The organism is Paenibacillus sp. IHB B 3415, from assembly GCF_000802655.2.
GTDB lineage: Bacteria > Bacillota > Bacilli > Paenibacillales > Paenibacillaceae > Paenibacillus_AQ > Paenibacillus_AQ phytohabitans.
In genome coordinates, this window is sequence record NZ_JUEI01000017.1 from 12,335 (window position 1) to 27,807 (window position 15,473).

A 15,473-nucleotide genomic window follows, 5' to 3' on the forward strand; every position below is an offset into this window, starting at 1 on the left:
GTAACAGCGGCCAGCTCCGGAGCTTCATGCGGGGTTGGCCTCTTACAGGAGGGAAAGTATGGGGGCACCGGTTCATAGCCTGACAGCACAGACACAGAAGAGCCTTGAGGAAGTTAAAGTAAATACCAGAAGACATAAGAGACATCTGCTTGGCAACACGATATCCCGTTATTATTTCCTGTTCAGTATCCTTGCGCTTTGTGTGGTGCTTGGACTAGTTATTGTATTCATCGGCAAAACGGCGCTGCTGCTGTTCGGGAGCGTCTCGCCGCTCGATTTCTTCTTCTCGTTCTACTGGACACCGGAAGAGGATGCCTTCGGCGCCGCTGCCTTTATTGTAAATACATTATCGCTTACCGCATTGACCCTGGTCATCGCTGTACCTATCTCAGTCGCTATGGCCGTGCTCTGTGCGGAGATCGCTCCCAAATGGCTGACAAGCTTCATCCGTCCGGTACTGGATCTGCTGGTCGGCATTCCTTCTATTGTATACGGCTATCTGGGCTTGACCGTACTGCTTCCCTTCCTGCGGAGAGTGAGCGGAGAGGGTCTGGGGGACGGACTGCTCGCCGCAGCCCTCGTGCTGGCGCTGATGGTCCTGCCGACCATTTGCCGGATCAGCGATGACGCCATTGTGTCCGTTCCGCGCAAATACCGTGACGCCGCATATGCGCTGGGCTCGACCCGTCTTCAGGTGATTATGCGCGTTGTGCTGCCGGCAGCGAGCCGGGGGATTATCTCGGCTGTTATTCTCGGTATGACCCGTGCGATCGGCGAGACCATGGCGGTGGTTATGGTGATCGGCAATACGCCGCAGCTGGCGAAGACCCTGTTCACGCCAACCTCCGTGCTGACCAGCAACATCGTAATGCAGATCTCTAATGTTGAGTTTGAGTCCACCTGGAACTACTCCCTGCATATGATGGCCTTCCTGCTGCTGCTCATTTCCTTTGTGCTGATTCTAATTATCCGCGTGCTGGGCCGCAAACGGAGGGATGCCTGATGAACGGATTTACTCGTACACGATATACGGCAAGGGCGCAGCGGCGCAACAAAATAGCAACCATAGGTTTCTACACACTGGGCGCTCTGGTGATGCTGCTGATTTTCTGGCTGCTGTTCACCATCTTAAGCAAAGGCCTGCCGGCGCTCCGGCCCGACTTCCTGATCAAGCAGCCGGAAGAAATGGATGCCGGCGGGGGGATCGGCCCTGTGCTTTTCAACTCCTTCTATATTCTGTTCATCTCGCTGCTGATCTCGGTTCCGATCGGGATCGGGGCAGGTATCTATATGGCGGAGTATGCGCCGGATAATGCCTTCACAGGCGCATTGCGCATCTGTGTGGAATCCCTGGCCTCAGTTCCGTCCATCGTGTTCGGCCTCATAGGCCTGGCCATCTTCGCCGAGTATTTTGGCGTCGGCCTGACGATCCTCGGCGGAGGCGTCAGCCTGGCACTGCTGAATCTGCCGATGCTGGCCCGCGTCACGGAAGAAGCCGTGCGCGCGGTCCCCGGCGAGATCCGTGAAGCCGGCTATGCACTCGGCATGACGAAGTTCCATGTCATCCGCAAGGTCGTGCTGCCGGTAGCCCTTCCGGCAATCATCACCGGCGTCTGCCTAGTGGCCGGACGCGCCTTCGGGGAATCGGCGGTTATTATCCTGACCGCCGGACTCAGCACCTCCGGCGAGATGTGGGATTTCAATCTGTTCTCGCCGGGTGAGACCCTGGCTGTACATCTGTGGTACGTGCAGTCCGAGGCGATTGTCGAGGATGCGCGGCAGATCGCGGACAAATCCGCTGCGGTGCTGGTGTTCGTAGTCCTGCTGATTAACTTTATTTTCCGCTTTCCGCTGTGGCTGGGGAACCGCCGCCGGGGGCGCTGAGACTTAGACTTGGAGCTGTATATGTGAATGACAGGCTGCCTTGCTGTGGATAATCCACGGCGGGCAGCCTGTTTGACGTGACAAGAGCAGCGGAGAGGATCGCAGCAGCCGGAGGTTTTTTTCACAGGGGAGCCTATCTATTTCCATTGCTAAAAATTATAATAATACTAGAATGAAAGCGGTTATAAGGAACAGGGGGTATGCCGAATGCCTGACCGTATGTCCGAGCAGGAACTGAATAAGCTGATTAATATGCTGGAGCTGTCGCAAGGTGACGGTGATATAGAGTTTGATATTTCATTTATGGTATCCGATGACCCGGATCATGACCACGGGGGGCGGGTGCTGGTCCGGGCTGACAAAATCTTCGTACAGGACCCGCTGCCCGGCGGTTCGCCCGCAGTGATTATGGGAGTTCTTCCGGTTAATCTATATATCAACGGCGAGCCGGTTTCCGGCCCGGCCGAGGTGACTACGGAGGATACTATAGAGTGGGAAATATCGGAGCCGCCGCTGTATTCGATTACCGTGTCGGAGGATCGTCTGTTGGCTTTTTTCACCCTCCATTCCACGAAGAAATTCTCCTGGAAGCTGAATGATCATTTCTCCGCCGGAATGGTGGAAGTAGACGCCGTGATGAATACGGAGAATGTTGTCGGAATTCTGGGCCTGAACCAGATTATTGCCGACTTTGAGCGCAGGGGGATCATTCAGAACCTGAATATCTCCGGAATTCATGCTGAACTCCAGAATCCCACTTATCAGCCAATTACCGCTGCCCAGGGCAGAGCGGCTGTGCCGGGGGAGAATGCGCATCTTGAACTGTTTTTCTCCGAGACGATTGAGAATGAATTCAGCGAGATTGAAGGCCAGGTGGATTACCGCAGCCATCTGCGTATTCCTTCCGCGATCCGCGGTGAAGTGCTGGCGCGCAAAATTCCGGTTATCGAGGGGATTCCCGGCTATGACGTATATGGAGAGATTCTATACCCTCCGCCGCCTGCAGACCTTACGATTCTCGCCAAAAATAATACAGTCCTGCTGATCGGCAATGAAATCCGCGCCCTCCGTGAAGGCCGGCCCCGGGTGACCGGTGACCGGATCAAATATTTCGACATCTGCACGTCCTACATCGTACCCGGCAATGTGAACATTAAATCCGGCAATATTGTATTCTCCGGCGATGTCATTATACGGGGCGATGTCGAGGACAATATGATCATTGAATCGCTGGGCAATGTCTATGTTGCCGGCAGCATCTATAACTCCACCATCACAGCCACCGGCAGCATTCTCGTCAAAGGCAATGTGGTGAACAGCAATCTGTACTCCGGGTATTTCGGCGTGATGTACAACCGGATCTACAACTGCTCCAAGCTGCTGATTGAAGAGACCAGGATCCTCCAGACCGCGGTCCGGATGCTGGTTCAGGCCGTCCAAGGCCGGAAGCAGAGCGTGAAGTACGGACAGGCTGTGCTGCTGCTGCTGGAGAGCAAGTTCCAGAAGATCCCGCAGCTGATCAAGGAACTGCTCTCGGTGCTGGCAACCGTTCAGGCCTCCTATCATCAGGATCTGGAGCAGACGCTGCATTTCCTGAATCTGTTCCTGAAGCCGGCCCAACTGGTGGATTATATGAGTGAAGCTTCGCTCAGCGGAGTGATCGGCATGCTGGAGGAGCTGCATATGGGTGTGGCCCGGATGCAGGAGACTAAGGTCGAGGTTAACATCGGCAAATGCCAGAACAGCACGCTGAAATCGAACGGTGACATCATCATCCACCGGGACGGGATTGTGCAGAGTGAGCTGTTCTCTTCGGGCAATATTACGTTTCTCAAAACATTCTCCGTCTGCCGCGGCTCCAAGCTGGAGGCCGGGGGCAGCATTTCTGCCTTTTATGTCGGCGGGGAGAGCGGCGCACAATCCTACCTCAAGGCCAAACAAAGTATCTCCGTCCGCAAAATGTACCTGGGCAAAGTCACCATTGACCGCTATACCGCAGACATCACCGAGCCGGTCGAGAACCTGGTCTTCGACGCCGAGAGTCTGCGGAGCATGAAGCTGTCGGCGGAGTCCGGGAGAGGGTAGTGTAATATTAGAGCGTCCTGTATGCCTTGTGGCTGCGTGGGCGCTCTTTGTTTATGTTGCAGTATGAAGTAGGGGCTAAGTGAAGGAGAACGTCAGAGTGCGGGGATGCGGTTGCGGGTGGCAGGGATGAAATTAAGTGAAGGTAAGCGGCAGGATGATGCAGGTGCAGGGAGTAACAGGCAAGATAGAAGAAGCGGTGAGGAATAAGATTAAAGCGAAGAGGGGCGCTGTTGACTGTATGCGAGGAAATAGAGTATTCAAGAATATATGCGGACTCAGATGACCTTATTTGGCGAAAAAGGCTGCTTTTCTGCACGTTGCGGACTCAGGAGCACTTATTTTGTCTTTTGGAGCTCAAAATGCGGGTGAACGGGTTACTTAACGGAATCTGAGTCCGTATAGCCTGCGGAATGGCGTGATCCGCCCAAATAAGGGCCTTCCAGTCCGCAAGGAGGCAGCCGGATCGTAACGATTCACTTGCTTGGTTATGCTATAATCTTAGGTGGAAAATTGTTGCAACTTGATGATAAGGCATGAGTAAATTGATAAGGAGGCAGGACCACTTGGGTAATCGGAAGACAAGCCGCAAGGAACTGAAACGGAAGGATTCGCCCAAAAGTCATATGAATGTAACGCTGCCGGTTCCGGAGATGCATGCGATTCTGCGGGCAGCCGATGATATCATTGCCGAAGGTGGACGTACGCTGCTGTCCAAGATCCTGAAGGGCTCGAAGGAGAAAAAGCTGCTTGAGCTCGGTCTGGACCGCAATCCCTCCTATGGATTTTACCGTGATATCACGCTTGAGCAGATTATGGAGAAAGTGGATGAATTAATTGATGCCGATTATCTGCGAACCGAGTACTCCGGCAAGCTCCCAATGATCGTGTTCACTCCGCGCGGCTGGGCGATTGAGCGGGAACGGCGGGCGGAAGAATTTCTGCGGGAATGGGATCAATGGCTTGATAACGGGATTACGCCGGTCAGCATGGAGTATTTGAAGGAACGAAACCGCGGCATGATCTTCATGTTATTGTTTAAAATCCTATGTTCAGGTGATAGGAAATACATACCGTATTTGCAGCAGTGGGAACCCATTGACTTCAACAAGGTGCAAGCCGAAATCCGGCAGGTGATCGAAGCCCTGAATGGGCGTGACCAACTGGAGGAGATGCAGTGGCATTCGCTGCTGCGGGAACGTGCACAAACACTGCTCGTACGTTCGCGCAAGCCGGTCATACTGGTATGTAAGGAATGCGGTGACCCGTTTGCTTTTGATGAGCTCTTGTTGAGCTGTTACAAGGCGGATGGGCTTCATTTTCCGGAGAAATGTTCTTATTGCAGACAGCAGGAGGAACAATCGGTATGAATAGGCTAGAGCTGCGCAAGAAAGTACAAGGAATAGTCGATGATCTCATTTCGGAGAAGGGCGTTGTCAGTCCGCTGGATGTATTCTTAAGGCTCGGGACCATTACCCCTAAGCTGGTAGAAGAATGGCGCTTCGGTAGAGTTCCTTATTTGGAACGGGTGCTTCACGGTAATCTGTCTCAATTCAGCTATATCATGTCATTACTTCGCGGGAAAGCGCGGGAGCTTGATCTGAATCCATCCTACACTGCTTATATGAGATGGGGCAAAGGCCCCAAGCGGCCGCTTCGCTTTTCGAAGTCCGGGGATCACAATATTGAAACAAACTACGCTACTCACTATGTGCTGAAGAAGCCGAATGAATCATAATGAGAGAGGGGGATGCTAATGTTTACAACTGAACAAGTAAAAGGTTATATCCTCCATCCGGAGCCGATTGTAAGCAATACCGCTTGTGTTAGAAAGGCTGAAGCAATCCGGGGATGCCGAAGCGGTTCACCTGTTCCCTGCCTATAGGTTCCCTCAGACCGAAGAGACCATCCGCGAGCTGCTGGCTTTGCACCTATCGCGTTCTATTGATAATAATACGAAATTTCATTTGCAGAACATCTTGCGTCATTGCAGTCCTGAGCAGTCCATCCCCTGTATGGAGTTAGTCGAGCAAGATCGGAGCTGGCAAAAGCTGCTGGATCAGAAGATTGGTCCACAACGATCCTTGTCCTTGCGGCGGGAAGAAGCATAAGAAGTGCTGCGGTGCGTAGATAGAACGTAGTCTTCCCGGAGACGCAGAATATTGGTGTAAGTGATATGGGAGCTAAGTTGAGAGAGGTGGGTGAGCGGTGGTTTGAGTAACATTGCGGTTAAGAGAGGCAAGACAGGATGAGCAGCGTGAAAAGTACTGATGGTGTGGAGGGTGCGTGAGCTGGTGGGGCCGCTTGCCGAATTATGCGGACTCAGATGACGCTATTTGGCGAAAAAAGGCTGCTTTTCTGCCTGATGCGGACTCAGGAGCGCTTATATTGTCTTTTGGAGCTCAAAATGCGGGGGAACGGGTTACTTAACGAAATCTGAGTCCGCATAGCCTGCGGAATGGTGTGATCCGCCCAAATAAGGGCCCTCCAGTCCGCAAGGATGCAGCTATGTGCTGGCACGGACGTCCCGGAAGGGATACAGCCCATTCGGGCTGATTGCGAAGCAGGTGCTAACGAAGCGTATGCTCGGGCGTCCCCTGCTGGCGCCAAGGGCACTCATCCCTCCGGACGCACAAACAGCCTCCCCGAAGGGAGGCTGTTCTATGACGTCCCGGAAGGGATTCGAACCCCCGACCGTGCGCTTAGAAGGCGCATGCTCTATCCAACTGAGCTACCGGGACATGGTGCCTGACTGAAAAGCAAACAAACAGCCTCCCCGAAGGGAGGCTGTTCTATGACGTCCCGGAAGGGATTCGAACCCCCGACCGTGCGCTTAGAAGGCGCATGCTCTATCCAACTGAGCTACCGGGACATGGTGCCTGACTGAAAAGCAAGCAAAAAATATGTTATCATATATAGATTATTTTTTCAACTTGTTTTTTTGAAACCGTACGGGGATATGCTATAATCTACAATTGATTAGGGTTCGGATGAAGAGGAACGGAGAAAAGGAGGTGCCCTCATGAATCAATTCAATTCCCCTGCCAAAGAGAATATCGTGCTGTTCCCGAAGACGCTGGATTATTACCAGATCCAGCTTACGGTAATGCTGGAAAGTGAACGTTACGGGGAAGCGATGGAGCTGCTGCGCTTTTTGCTGCAGTGCCAAGGACAGGAAGAGCGGCACTACGAGGAGTGGCAGTCGCTGCTGGATTGGCTGGAGGCGGCTTTTCCCTATGCCGCACAGGGTGGGGATGCGGATGGTACCCCCTCTGCAGAAGAGCAGGATCTTAAGGAAGAGGATATGGCCCGGATTCTGGCCAAATCCAAGCTGGAGGAGGACGCGGATTATCCCGATAAGCTGCTGAAGCGGGTCATGAATGAGCCGCTGTCAGAAGCGACCGTTCTGGCGCTGGAGCAGCTCTCCTACCTGGAGGGAAGCCATGTAGATGAAGCGCTGACCGGCTGGCTGCAGCAGGCTGAGGTGCATCCGCTGCTGCAGTTCCGCACGCTGCAGACGCTCCGCCGCCGCGGGGCTCAGGGGGCGGTCAGGCTGAGCCGCGGCCACGAAGCTGCTGAGGTGGAGATCGAGGCTGTGCCGCTGCAGAATGACGAGTTCCCGCCGCAGGTAAGCCAGGTGCTGGAGCGGGTGGCGGAGCAGGCCGAGGTGCATGAGCCTACGCTGTACTATTTTGCCCAGGAGCTCTGGGGGCAGTTCATCATGTCGATTTATGGAACGAAGGAATACCGCGAGCTGCTGGACGGAGAGTATTCGCTGCTGGATATTTGGGCCGGAGCCTTGCACCAGATGGTGTCGGAGAGCCTGAACGGAAACCGCAATGAAGAGGAAACACGGAGTATGTACGGGATCACGGACAGCATGCGCTTTCAATTCGAAGGGGCCTACCGTTCGCTCAAAGGATTTGTAAAGAGTTCTCTACTTGATAAATAAAGTAATGTTGTATATAATATAATGGTTATTCTGTGCGTGAATTGTATGACTTTTTTTAAGTAAACATGTAACCAATTTTGGAGGGAAAAGTATATTATGAAAGCAACCTGGGAAAAAATAGAGAAGAACCTTGGAGTTCTTGAAGTCGAAGTAGAAGCAGACCGTGTAGCTGCAGCACTCGACAAAGCTTTTAATAAAGTGGTTAAGAAAGCAAACGTACCTGGATTCCGTAAAGGTAAAGTGCCGCGGCCGATTTTCGAATCCCGTTTTGGCGTGGAAAGCCTGTACCAGGATGCCATCGACATTCTTCTTCCTGAAGCTTATGGCGAAGCCGTTGAACAAACCGACATCTTCCCTGTAGACCGTCCTGAAGTAGACATCGAGCAATTCGCCAAAGGCCAGCCGTTCATCTTCAAAGCGAAGATCACCGTGAAGCCTGAAGTGAAGCTGGGCGAGTACAAAGGTCTGGAAGTTCCTGTACAGAAGGCTGAAGTAACTGATGAAGAGCTGGATGCTGAATTGACACGTCTGCAAGAGCGTCATGCTGAGCTTGTTGTAGTTGAAGATGAAGCAGCAGTTAACGGCGACATCACTGTGATCGACTTCGACGGTTCCGTTGACGGCGTTCCTTTCGAAGGCGGACAGGCTGAGCGTCATTCCCTTGAACTGGGAAGCAACTCCTTCATTCCAGGCTTCGAAGAGCAAGTAGTTGGCATGTCCACTGGAGACTTCAAAGATGTTGAAGTTACTTTCCCTGAGGCTTACCATGCTGCTGAGCTTGCCGGCAAAGTAGCTGTATTCAAAGTGAAGCTGCACGAAATCAAACGCAAACAGCTTCCTGCACTGGATGATGAATTCGCTAAGGATGTAAGTGAATTCGACACCCTGGAAGAATACAAGGCAGATCTGAAGGCACAGCTGGAGTCCCGCAAGCAGGAAGAACTCAAAGGCGTTCGCGAAACTGCAGTAGTTGATGCAGCTGCTGCTAATGCTGAAGTTGAAATTCCTGAAGCTATGATCGCCAGTGAAGTAGAGAACATGGTTCGTGATTTCGACACCCGTCTTCGCCAGCAGGGCATGAACATGGATATGTTCCTCAGCTTCTCCGGCCAGACACGTGAAGACCTGCAGGAACAGATGAAGGGCGATGCCGAGAAGCGCGTTCGCAACAACCTTGTTCTGGAAGTCATCGCTAAGGAAGAGAAGATCGAAGTTTCCGAAGAGGAGGTTACGCAAGAGCTTGCTACTATGGCAGAAGCTTACAAACGTACTCCTGAAGAAATCCGCAGCATTCTGGCGGCCAATGGTTCCCTGAGCAGCCTGAGTGACGAAATTTCGCTGCGCAAGACTATTGAGTTCCTCGTTAGCAATAGCGTAGAAGTTGATGCTCCGGCTCCGGCTGTAGAAGCACCCGTTGAAGAAGCGGCTGCTGAAGAAGCAAGCGCTGAGTAGTCTTCTGCTGAGTAGTCTTCTTTAGAAATTTTACCTAGCACGGCCATTTCCATTAGGCCTCCATAAAGAGCAGATAAGGCACGTAAGTTTTTGTTACGTGCCTTATTTTTATCGGGGCGGACGTTATGTGAGTACATACCACGAATCAAGAATTGGCATTGCCCGCGGAATTGCGATATAATGGCATGCACATGAGCAGTGCGGCTACGAGAGCAGCAGTGAATAAATGACATCCCGCTTTGAACGTGTTAAAATATTTCTGAAACGGAAAGACTAATCTGTATAGAGAAAAGAGGTTGGTGGCATGACTCTGGTACCAATGGTTGTGGAAACGACAAGTCGGGGAGAACGCTCATACGATATCTATTCCAGATTGCTCAAGGATCGCATCATCTTCCTAAGCAGTGCAATTGACGATGATGTCGCCAATCTGGTTATTGCCCAGTTATTGTTCCTGGCAGCAGATGACCCCGAAAAAGACATTCACTTGTACCTCAACTCGCCCGGTGGTTCTGTCACAGCCGGCATGGGTATATATGATACGATGCAATATATCAAACCGGATGTTTCAACGATTTGTGTAGGGATGGCTGCCAGTATGGGATCATTGCTCCTTACAGCTGGAGCGCCTGGCAAGAGATTTGCGCTGACCAACAGCGAAGTTATGATTCATCAACCGCTTGGCGGCGTTCAGGGGCAGGCATCCGATATCTGGATCCATACCGACTGGATTCTGAAGACGAAGGCGAAGCTGAATCAGATTTATGTAGAGCGCACAGGTCAGCCCCTTGACAAAATCGAACGGGATACGGACCGCGATAACTTCATGAGCGCGGAAGAAGCGAAGGAATACGGGCTCATTGACCAGGTACTCTCTTCACCGATCATATCTTAAAGGGGTGGTAAGATGTTTAAATTTAATGATGAAAAAGGGCAACTGAAATGTTCTTTTTGCGGCAAATCACAAGAGCAGGTTCGTAAGCTCGTAGCGGGACCTGGCGTTTATATATGTGACGAATGCATCGAGCTGTGCACAGAGATTGTGGAAGAGGAGCTCGGTCACGAAGAAGAACTGGATATGAAGGATATTCCGAAACCGAAGGAAATCCGTGATATTCTGGACCAATATGTAATCGGCCAGGATCAAGCGAAGAAATCGCTCTCCGTTGCCGTATACAATCACTACAAGCGTGTGAACAGCCAGAGCAAGATTGAAGATGTTGAGCTGACGAAGAGCAACATCCTGCTGCTCGGACCTACAGGCTCCGGTAAGACCCTCTTGGCGCAGACGATGGCGAAGATCATCAACGTTCCTTTTGCCATTGCAGATGCCACTTCCCTTACGGAAGCAGGTTATGTCGGTGAAGATGTTGAGAACATTCTCCTGAAGCTGATTCAAGCGGCTGATTATGATGTGGAGAAGGCCGAACGCGGCATTATCTATATAGACGAAATTGACAAGGTAGCACGCAAATCCGAGAACCCGTCCATTACCCGTGACGTTTCCGGTGAAGGCGTACAGCAGGCTCTGCTGAAGATTCTGGAAGGTACTGTAGCTTCTGTTCCACCGCAAGGCGGACGTAAGCATCCTCATCAGGAATTCATCCAGATCGATACCACGAACATTCTGTTTATCGTAGGCGGTGCCTTTGACGGACTGGAGCAAATGATCAAACGCCGTATCGGCAAAAAAGTCATTGGCTTCAACGCAGGGGCTGAAGGTCAGAAGGACCTGAAAGCCGGCGAATACCTCTCCATGGTATTGCCTGAGGATCTGCTCAAGTTCGGCCTCATTCCTGAGTTTGTCGGCCGTCTGCCGGTCATCTCGACCTTGGAGCCGCTTGATGAGAACACACTGGTACGTATCCTCTCCGAGCCGAAGAATGCGCTCGTGAAGCAGTACATTAAGCTGCTTGAGATGGATAATGTAGCGCTGAAGTTTGAGCCGCTTGCCCTGGAAGCTATTGCCAAGGAAGCGATCAAACGCAACACCGGTGCCCGCGGACTGCGTGCAATTATCGAGAGCATTATGCTCGACGTGATGTATGAGGTTCCTTCGCGTGATGACATCAAGGATTGTGTCATTACCGAGAAGGTTGTCCAGGAGAAGTCCCTGCCGGAGCTTAGTCTCAAGAAAGACAAGAAAAAAGAAGAAAGTGCGTAAGCAATGAGTAATCATCTGCTTAGTGCAGCTTAACAATACAATTCAGGGTCTCCACTTTCTCCCGCACACCCCGCAGTACCTGCGGGAGCGGAGAGGGTGGAGCTTTGATCGTTATGGGGGAGAAAACCATGTTCTTGAGACACCAGACCCGTCCCGTCAATGTCGGCGGGGTTATTATTGGGGGAAACAACGAGGTTGCTATCCAAAGCATGTGTACGACCAAAACCGCCGATGTGGAAGCGACCGTAGCCGAGATTCTACGGCTGGAGGAAGCCGGATGCCAGCTTGTGCGTGTGACGGTCAATAATGAAGAAGCGGCGGCGGCAATTAAGGAAATCAAGAAACAGATTCATATCCCGCTGGTAGCGGATATTCATTTCAACTATAAGCTGGCCCTGCTGGCGATTGAGAACGGCATCGACAAGGTGCGGATCAATCCCGGCAATATTGGACGCCGCGATAAGGTAGAAGCTGTAGTTAAAGCCTGCAAGGACAAGGGGATTCCAATCCGTATCGGGGTGAACGCCGGTTCCCTGGAGACGCATTTGCTGGAGAAATACGGCTATCCTACACCGGAAGCTATGGTCGAGAGTGCCCTGTACCATATCGGGATTCTCGAAGAGCTGGATTTCCATGATATTATCGTATCGCTGAAGGCATCCGATGTGCCGATGGCCATTGAAGCCTACCGCAAGGCGGCGGAGGTTATCCCATACCCGCTGCATCTGGGGATCACCGAGTCCGGTACGCTGTTCGCGGGAACCGTGAAGAGCTCCGCCGGGATTGGTGCACTGCTCTCCATGGGAATCGGCAGCACGGTACGTATCTCCCTGAGTGCTGATCCGGTAGAAGAGGTTAAGGTGGCACGTGAGCTGCTCAAGACCTTTGGCCTGATCTCGAACGCTGCTACACTGATCTCCTGCCCGACCTGCGGACGCCTGGACATTGATCTCTTCTCTATCGCCAATGAAGTAGAAGAGTACATCTCCAAGCTGAAGGTGCCGATTAAGGTATCTGTACTGGGCTGCGCTGTGAACGGACCGGGTGAAGCAAGGGAAGCCGATATCGGCATCGCCGGCGCACGCGGGGAGGGTCTGCTGTTCCGCTACGGCAAGATGATCCGTAAGGTTCCTGAGGCGGAGCTGGTCTCCGAGCTGAAGAAGGAAATTGACATCATTGTGGCCCATTTTGAAGAAACGGGTGAGATTCCCGGCCGCAAGCATGCGGGACTGGCTCCGGCGGTAGTTGTTGGCAACCCTGAGGGCAGCAATTAACTGAACTGATTCTATCGCATCCTATCCTAATAGCAACTATGTTTATATACATGAAGCGCCCCGCTGCAGATGTCTGGTTCGATCAGACGTGTGCGGCGGGGCGCTTTTTAGGTGCGTCTTCGGCGGAGAGTCCTTTCCAGCTGGTTAACCAAATAGAGCAGGAACGGAATCAGTATCAGGAAGATAAAGGCGAATCCCCCCCACACCTTGGCAATGACCTCGTTGACATATACGGTGTTGATATATGTATTCCAGGCGATGATGAGGAACAATACGGCCAGCGGGTAGATCAGATGATTGGGAGCTTTAAGCTGGAACACGGTTTGGATACCTTTCAATATGGAGAGGTAGAGCAGTGAGATTTTGATGAAAAAGGTTAATATCCAGATGGTGATCAGTATCCCCTCGACGCGCTGCAGAATGTTCCCGATATTGATCGTTTTGGCTAGAGCGTAAGCCGGGAACGTATTGTTCTCCGTCTGTTCAATGCCCAGGATGAGGATGCTGAGCAGTACAATAAGAAGAAGCACGGCGCCGCCTGTAACCGTTCCCCACAGAAAGGCCTTCTCTCCGCTTTTTTGCTTGTTCACCAGGGGCACGAAGGTCATGAGCACAATAAGCTCCTGGAACATGGCCGACTGGAAGCCGGCTTGAAGGACAGGACTCCAGCCATCCTCTAGTATAGGTTTGATATGATTCCAATCAATTTGCGGACTCAGCGTTAGAACCAGAATCAGGAACAGGAACACCACCCAGGGAAACATCAGCTCTCCCACTCTGGCGAGTACGATAATCCCCAGATTTGCACTCATAACAGCGGCAAGCAGAAATATGATCTGGATCGCCTCAATCGGCGTTTCCGGCATGATCTCACTGGACATGAAGAATCCGAGGTCACCCAGCAAAGTGCCGGTGAGAATCAGAAAAAAGAACAGATACAGCAGCGAGATTAATTTACCCAGCCATTTCCCGCAGATAGCTTCATGAATCTCGAAGATATTCTTGCCGGGATGAAGCCGGGCAGTGAATATATACAGCAGCACCATGACCAGATTGAGAGCAAGGCTGCATAACGAGGCAATCCAGGCGTCTTCTCTGGCTGTATTCGCCAGTCCGCTCGGGATGACCAGAATTGAGGTCCCGATGGTTAAACCAAATGTAAGAATATAGAACTGCCTTGGAGCAATGCCTGTGCGGCTCTTCACCTCCGGCTCACATCCTTTCTCGTTATTATGTTCAGGACAATAGCTCCATAACGCTGCGTACCCAGTCGAGCGGTCTAAGCTGAGGCCAATCTGCCCAATCCGCGAGAGTAACCATCACGGTTAGCACCCAGATTCCGTAGAATGCAGCGGCATCACGTGCAGAACGCAGCCTTATGATGCCGGGTGTCTTGAGGAAGAGTACAAGCAGCAGGAAGAACAGTAACAGCAGACTCCAGTTCATTTCTCCTCAATCTCCCTTTTGAGTGGCTGTATAACAGAGCCAATCCGCCGGACCGTAACCTTGGATTGAACATCAATCTTGACGGTTTGGAAGCTGTCCTCCCAATGCTCACGGTAGTCTTTCCACAGATGGGGATACTTCCGGTGCAGCGCTTCCCCGAAGCCGAAGATATCACTATTATATTGCTGCTGGATGGTCCGGATATCGCGGGCCATCTTAATATTGTATTTGTTCTGCAGCGCCTCCTCAATAGCCTGAATGCTGGACGGCTTGTTCAGATCAAGCGTACCTTCCACCGTTGTCAGATCCGCTTCGATGTTGAGCTTAACGAGGAATTCAGGTTGGTCCTGATCATTAAGCCTGATGTCCAGTGAGGTATCTGCCCGTGACACGGTGAAGCCTACAGTACCTCCGCCGGGGCTGGTTATATTCCCGACGGTTGTGTCCACATCAGCCAGCACATAATTCACACTCTTGCTAAGTGTTTCATCCAGCCACCCGACAAGCTTGTCTTTTTTGAACACAGCGATTCCGGCATGCTGAATCAGGGTCTTCGGACGAATGCTCTGTACATTCCGGGGCGAATCTCCCTCTTCCACATCCCCTTGCAGCTGCACCCCCGACATTATGGGGTTAGAGCCGCCGCGCTCCAGCTCGGTAATGAATTGCTGGAGAGTGACCTTTCCGGTAGCAGCCCATTTCTTATGGGCGACCAGAATCGATGAATACAGGGAATTTGCCGGAATATGCTCGAAGGGGATGAGGATCTCCAGGATATCCGCAGCCTTCCTATTCTTGGCTACCAGCAGGTAGAAGTCGTTGCGCAGCTGATGATCACGTGAGATGAAGTCCAATGCATCACTGACCCCGCTGCGGGCAAGTGCCTCTCCGACTACAAGTACACGGATATGGGCCAGATACGGTATCCTGGGAGCCACACTCAGCATCCGCTGCAGCGCTTCAGGGACTGTCCGGCCAACACATTTGTAGGTGACAACGGGAAGACTTCCGGAGGAGCCCTTTTGGGTGCCGGTCTCGCTGGGATTCATAATCTGGGCAGATACCGCATACCCTTCCGGGTCCAGATCAATGCCGAGTGCCATGACGAGCGCCAGATCATTTAATTCTTTGCGGCTCCAGCAGCCGGTAAGCGAAGCGAGGCATAGAACCAGAAGGAGGGTTAAGGCGCGTCTTCCCCACATAAGGCAGCGCTCCTTTC

At 52.1% G+C, this 15,473-nt stretch carries 14 protein-coding genes and 2 tRNA genes; 11 read left to right on the forward strand and 5 right to left on the reverse strand.

Going from position 1 to position 15,473, the window contains the following annotated elements; genetic code table 11:
- Nucleotides 1-58 precede the first annotated feature (58 nt).
- The 6 genes from pstC to QW71_RS39765 all read left to right on the forward strand — a co-directional run bounded on the left by pstC (nt 59) and on the right by QW71_RS39765 (nt 6,077).
- Nucleotides 59-1,003, forward strand: coding sequence for a phosphate ABC transporter permease subunit PstC (gene pstC / locus QW71_RS09350; RefSeq protein WP_039296625.1), 945 nt, complete (start codon nt 59-61; stop codon nt 1,001-1,003).
- A complete protein-coding gene (gene pstA / locus QW71_RS09355; protein WP_039296629.1) occupies nt 1,003-1,884 on the forward strand; it encodes a phosphate ABC transporter permease PstA in 882 nt (293 codons plus the stop codon). Before pstC ends, pstA begins: the two co-directional genes overlap by 1 nt.
- A 207-nt stretch (nt 1,885-2,091) precedes the next feature.
- Complete coding sequence (locus tag QW71_RS09360; RefSeq protein WP_039296632.1) at nt 2,092-3,969, forward strand: FapA family protein; 1,878 nt, start codon at nt 2,092-2,094, stop codon at nt 3,967-3,969.
- A 563-nt stretch (nt 3,970-4,532) separates the two neighbouring features.
- On the forward strand, nt 4,533-5,336 hold the full coding sequence (locus QW71_RS37000) for an RQC-minor-1 family DNA-binding protein (protein ID WP_052769946.1): 804 nt from the start codon (nt 4,533-4,535) through the stop codon (nt 5,334-5,336).
- Nucleotides 5,333-5,704, forward strand: coding sequence for a hypothetical protein (locus QW71_RS09370; RefSeq protein ID WP_039296634.1), 372 nt, complete (start codon nt 5,333-5,335; stop codon nt 5,702-5,704). Before QW71_RS37000 ends, QW71_RS09370 begins: the two co-directional genes overlap by 4 nt.
- Before the next feature lie 85 nt (nt 5,705-5,789).
- Nucleotides 5,790-6,077, forward strand: coding sequence for a hypothetical protein (locus QW71_RS39765; RefSeq protein ID WP_152679724.1), 288 nt, complete (start codon nt 5,790-5,792; stop codon nt 6,075-6,077).
- Nucleotides 6,078-6,633: 556 nt separating this feature from the next.
- Here QW71_RS39765 and QW71_RS09375 read toward each other — a convergent pair.
- A tRNA-Arg gene (locus QW71_RS09375) sits at nt 6,634-6,707 on the reverse strand.
- Between the two features lie 57 nt (nt 6,708-6,764).
- Nucleotides 6,765-6,838 (reverse strand) — tRNA-Arg (locus QW71_RS09380).
- Nucleotides 6,839-6,988: 150 nt separating this feature from the next.
- Between QW71_RS09380 and QW71_RS09385 the strand changes: the two genes are divergently transcribed.
- From QW71_RS09385 to ispG, 5 genes are all read left to right on the forward strand, one after another.
- Nucleotides 6,989-7,918 (forward strand): hypothetical protein, encoded by a 930-nt coding sequence (locus QW71_RS09385; RefSeq protein ID WP_039296637.1) that lies wholly within the window; start codon nt 6,989-6,991, stop codon nt 7,916-7,918.
- 96 nt (nt 7,919-8,014) lie between these two features.
- Nucleotides 8,015-9,370 (forward strand): trigger factor, encoded by a 1,356-nt coding sequence (tig, locus tag QW71_RS09390; protein ID WP_039296639.1) that lies wholly within the window; start codon nt 8,015-8,017, stop codon nt 9,368-9,370.
- A 304-nt stretch (nt 9,371-9,674) separates the two neighbouring features.
- Nucleotides 9,675-10,265, forward strand: a complete 591-nt coding sequence (gene clpP / locus QW71_RS09395; protein WP_039296642.1) for an ATP-dependent Clp endopeptidase proteolytic subunit ClpP — start codon at nt 9,675-9,677, stop codon at nt 10,263-10,265.
- A 12-nt stretch (nt 10,266-10,277) separates the two neighbouring features.
- On the forward strand, nt 10,278-11,534 hold the full coding sequence (gene clpX, locus QW71_RS09400; RefSeq protein WP_039296645.1) for an ATP-dependent protease ATP-binding subunit ClpX: 1,257 nt from the start codon (nt 10,278-10,280) through the stop codon (nt 11,532-11,534).
- A gap of 128 nt (nt 11,535-11,662) precedes the next feature.
- Nucleotides 11,663-12,808 carry a flavodoxin-dependent (E)-4-hydroxy-3-methylbut-2-enyl-diphosphate synthase gene (gene ispG, locus QW71_RS09405; RefSeq protein ID WP_039296744.1) on the forward strand — a complete coding sequence of 382 codons (1,146 nt, stop codon included), beginning with the start codon at nt 11,663-11,665 and terminating at the stop codon, nt 12,806-12,808.
- Between the two features lie 107 nt (nt 12,809-12,915).
- On the opposite strand, the gene QW71_RS09410 is transcribed toward ispG, so the two are convergent.
- The 3 genes from QW71_RS09410 to QW71_RS09420 are packed head-to-tail and all read right to left on the reverse strand — an operon-like array spanning nt 12,916 to nt 15,456.
- Nucleotides 12,916-14,013: an endospore germination permease gene (locus QW71_RS09410; RefSeq protein WP_039296647.1), complete on the reverse strand. Its 1,098-nt coding sequence runs from the start codon at nt 14,011-14,013 to the stop codon at nt 12,916-12,918.
- A gap of 31 nt (nt 14,014-14,044) precedes the next feature.
- Nucleotides 14,045-14,254, reverse strand: coding sequence for a hypothetical protein (locus QW71_RS09415; RefSeq protein WP_039296650.1), 210 nt, complete (start codon nt 14,252-14,254; stop codon nt 14,045-14,047).
- Nucleotides 14,251-15,456 (reverse strand): Ger(x)C family spore germination protein, encoded by a 1,206-nt coding sequence (locus tag QW71_RS09420; RefSeq protein WP_039296653.1) that lies wholly within the window; start codon nt 15,454-15,456, stop codon nt 14,251-14,253. The genes QW71_RS09415 and QW71_RS09420 overlap by 4 nt, the downstream gene beginning before the upstream one ends.
- Nucleotides 15,457-15,473: the final 17 nt, after the last annotated feature.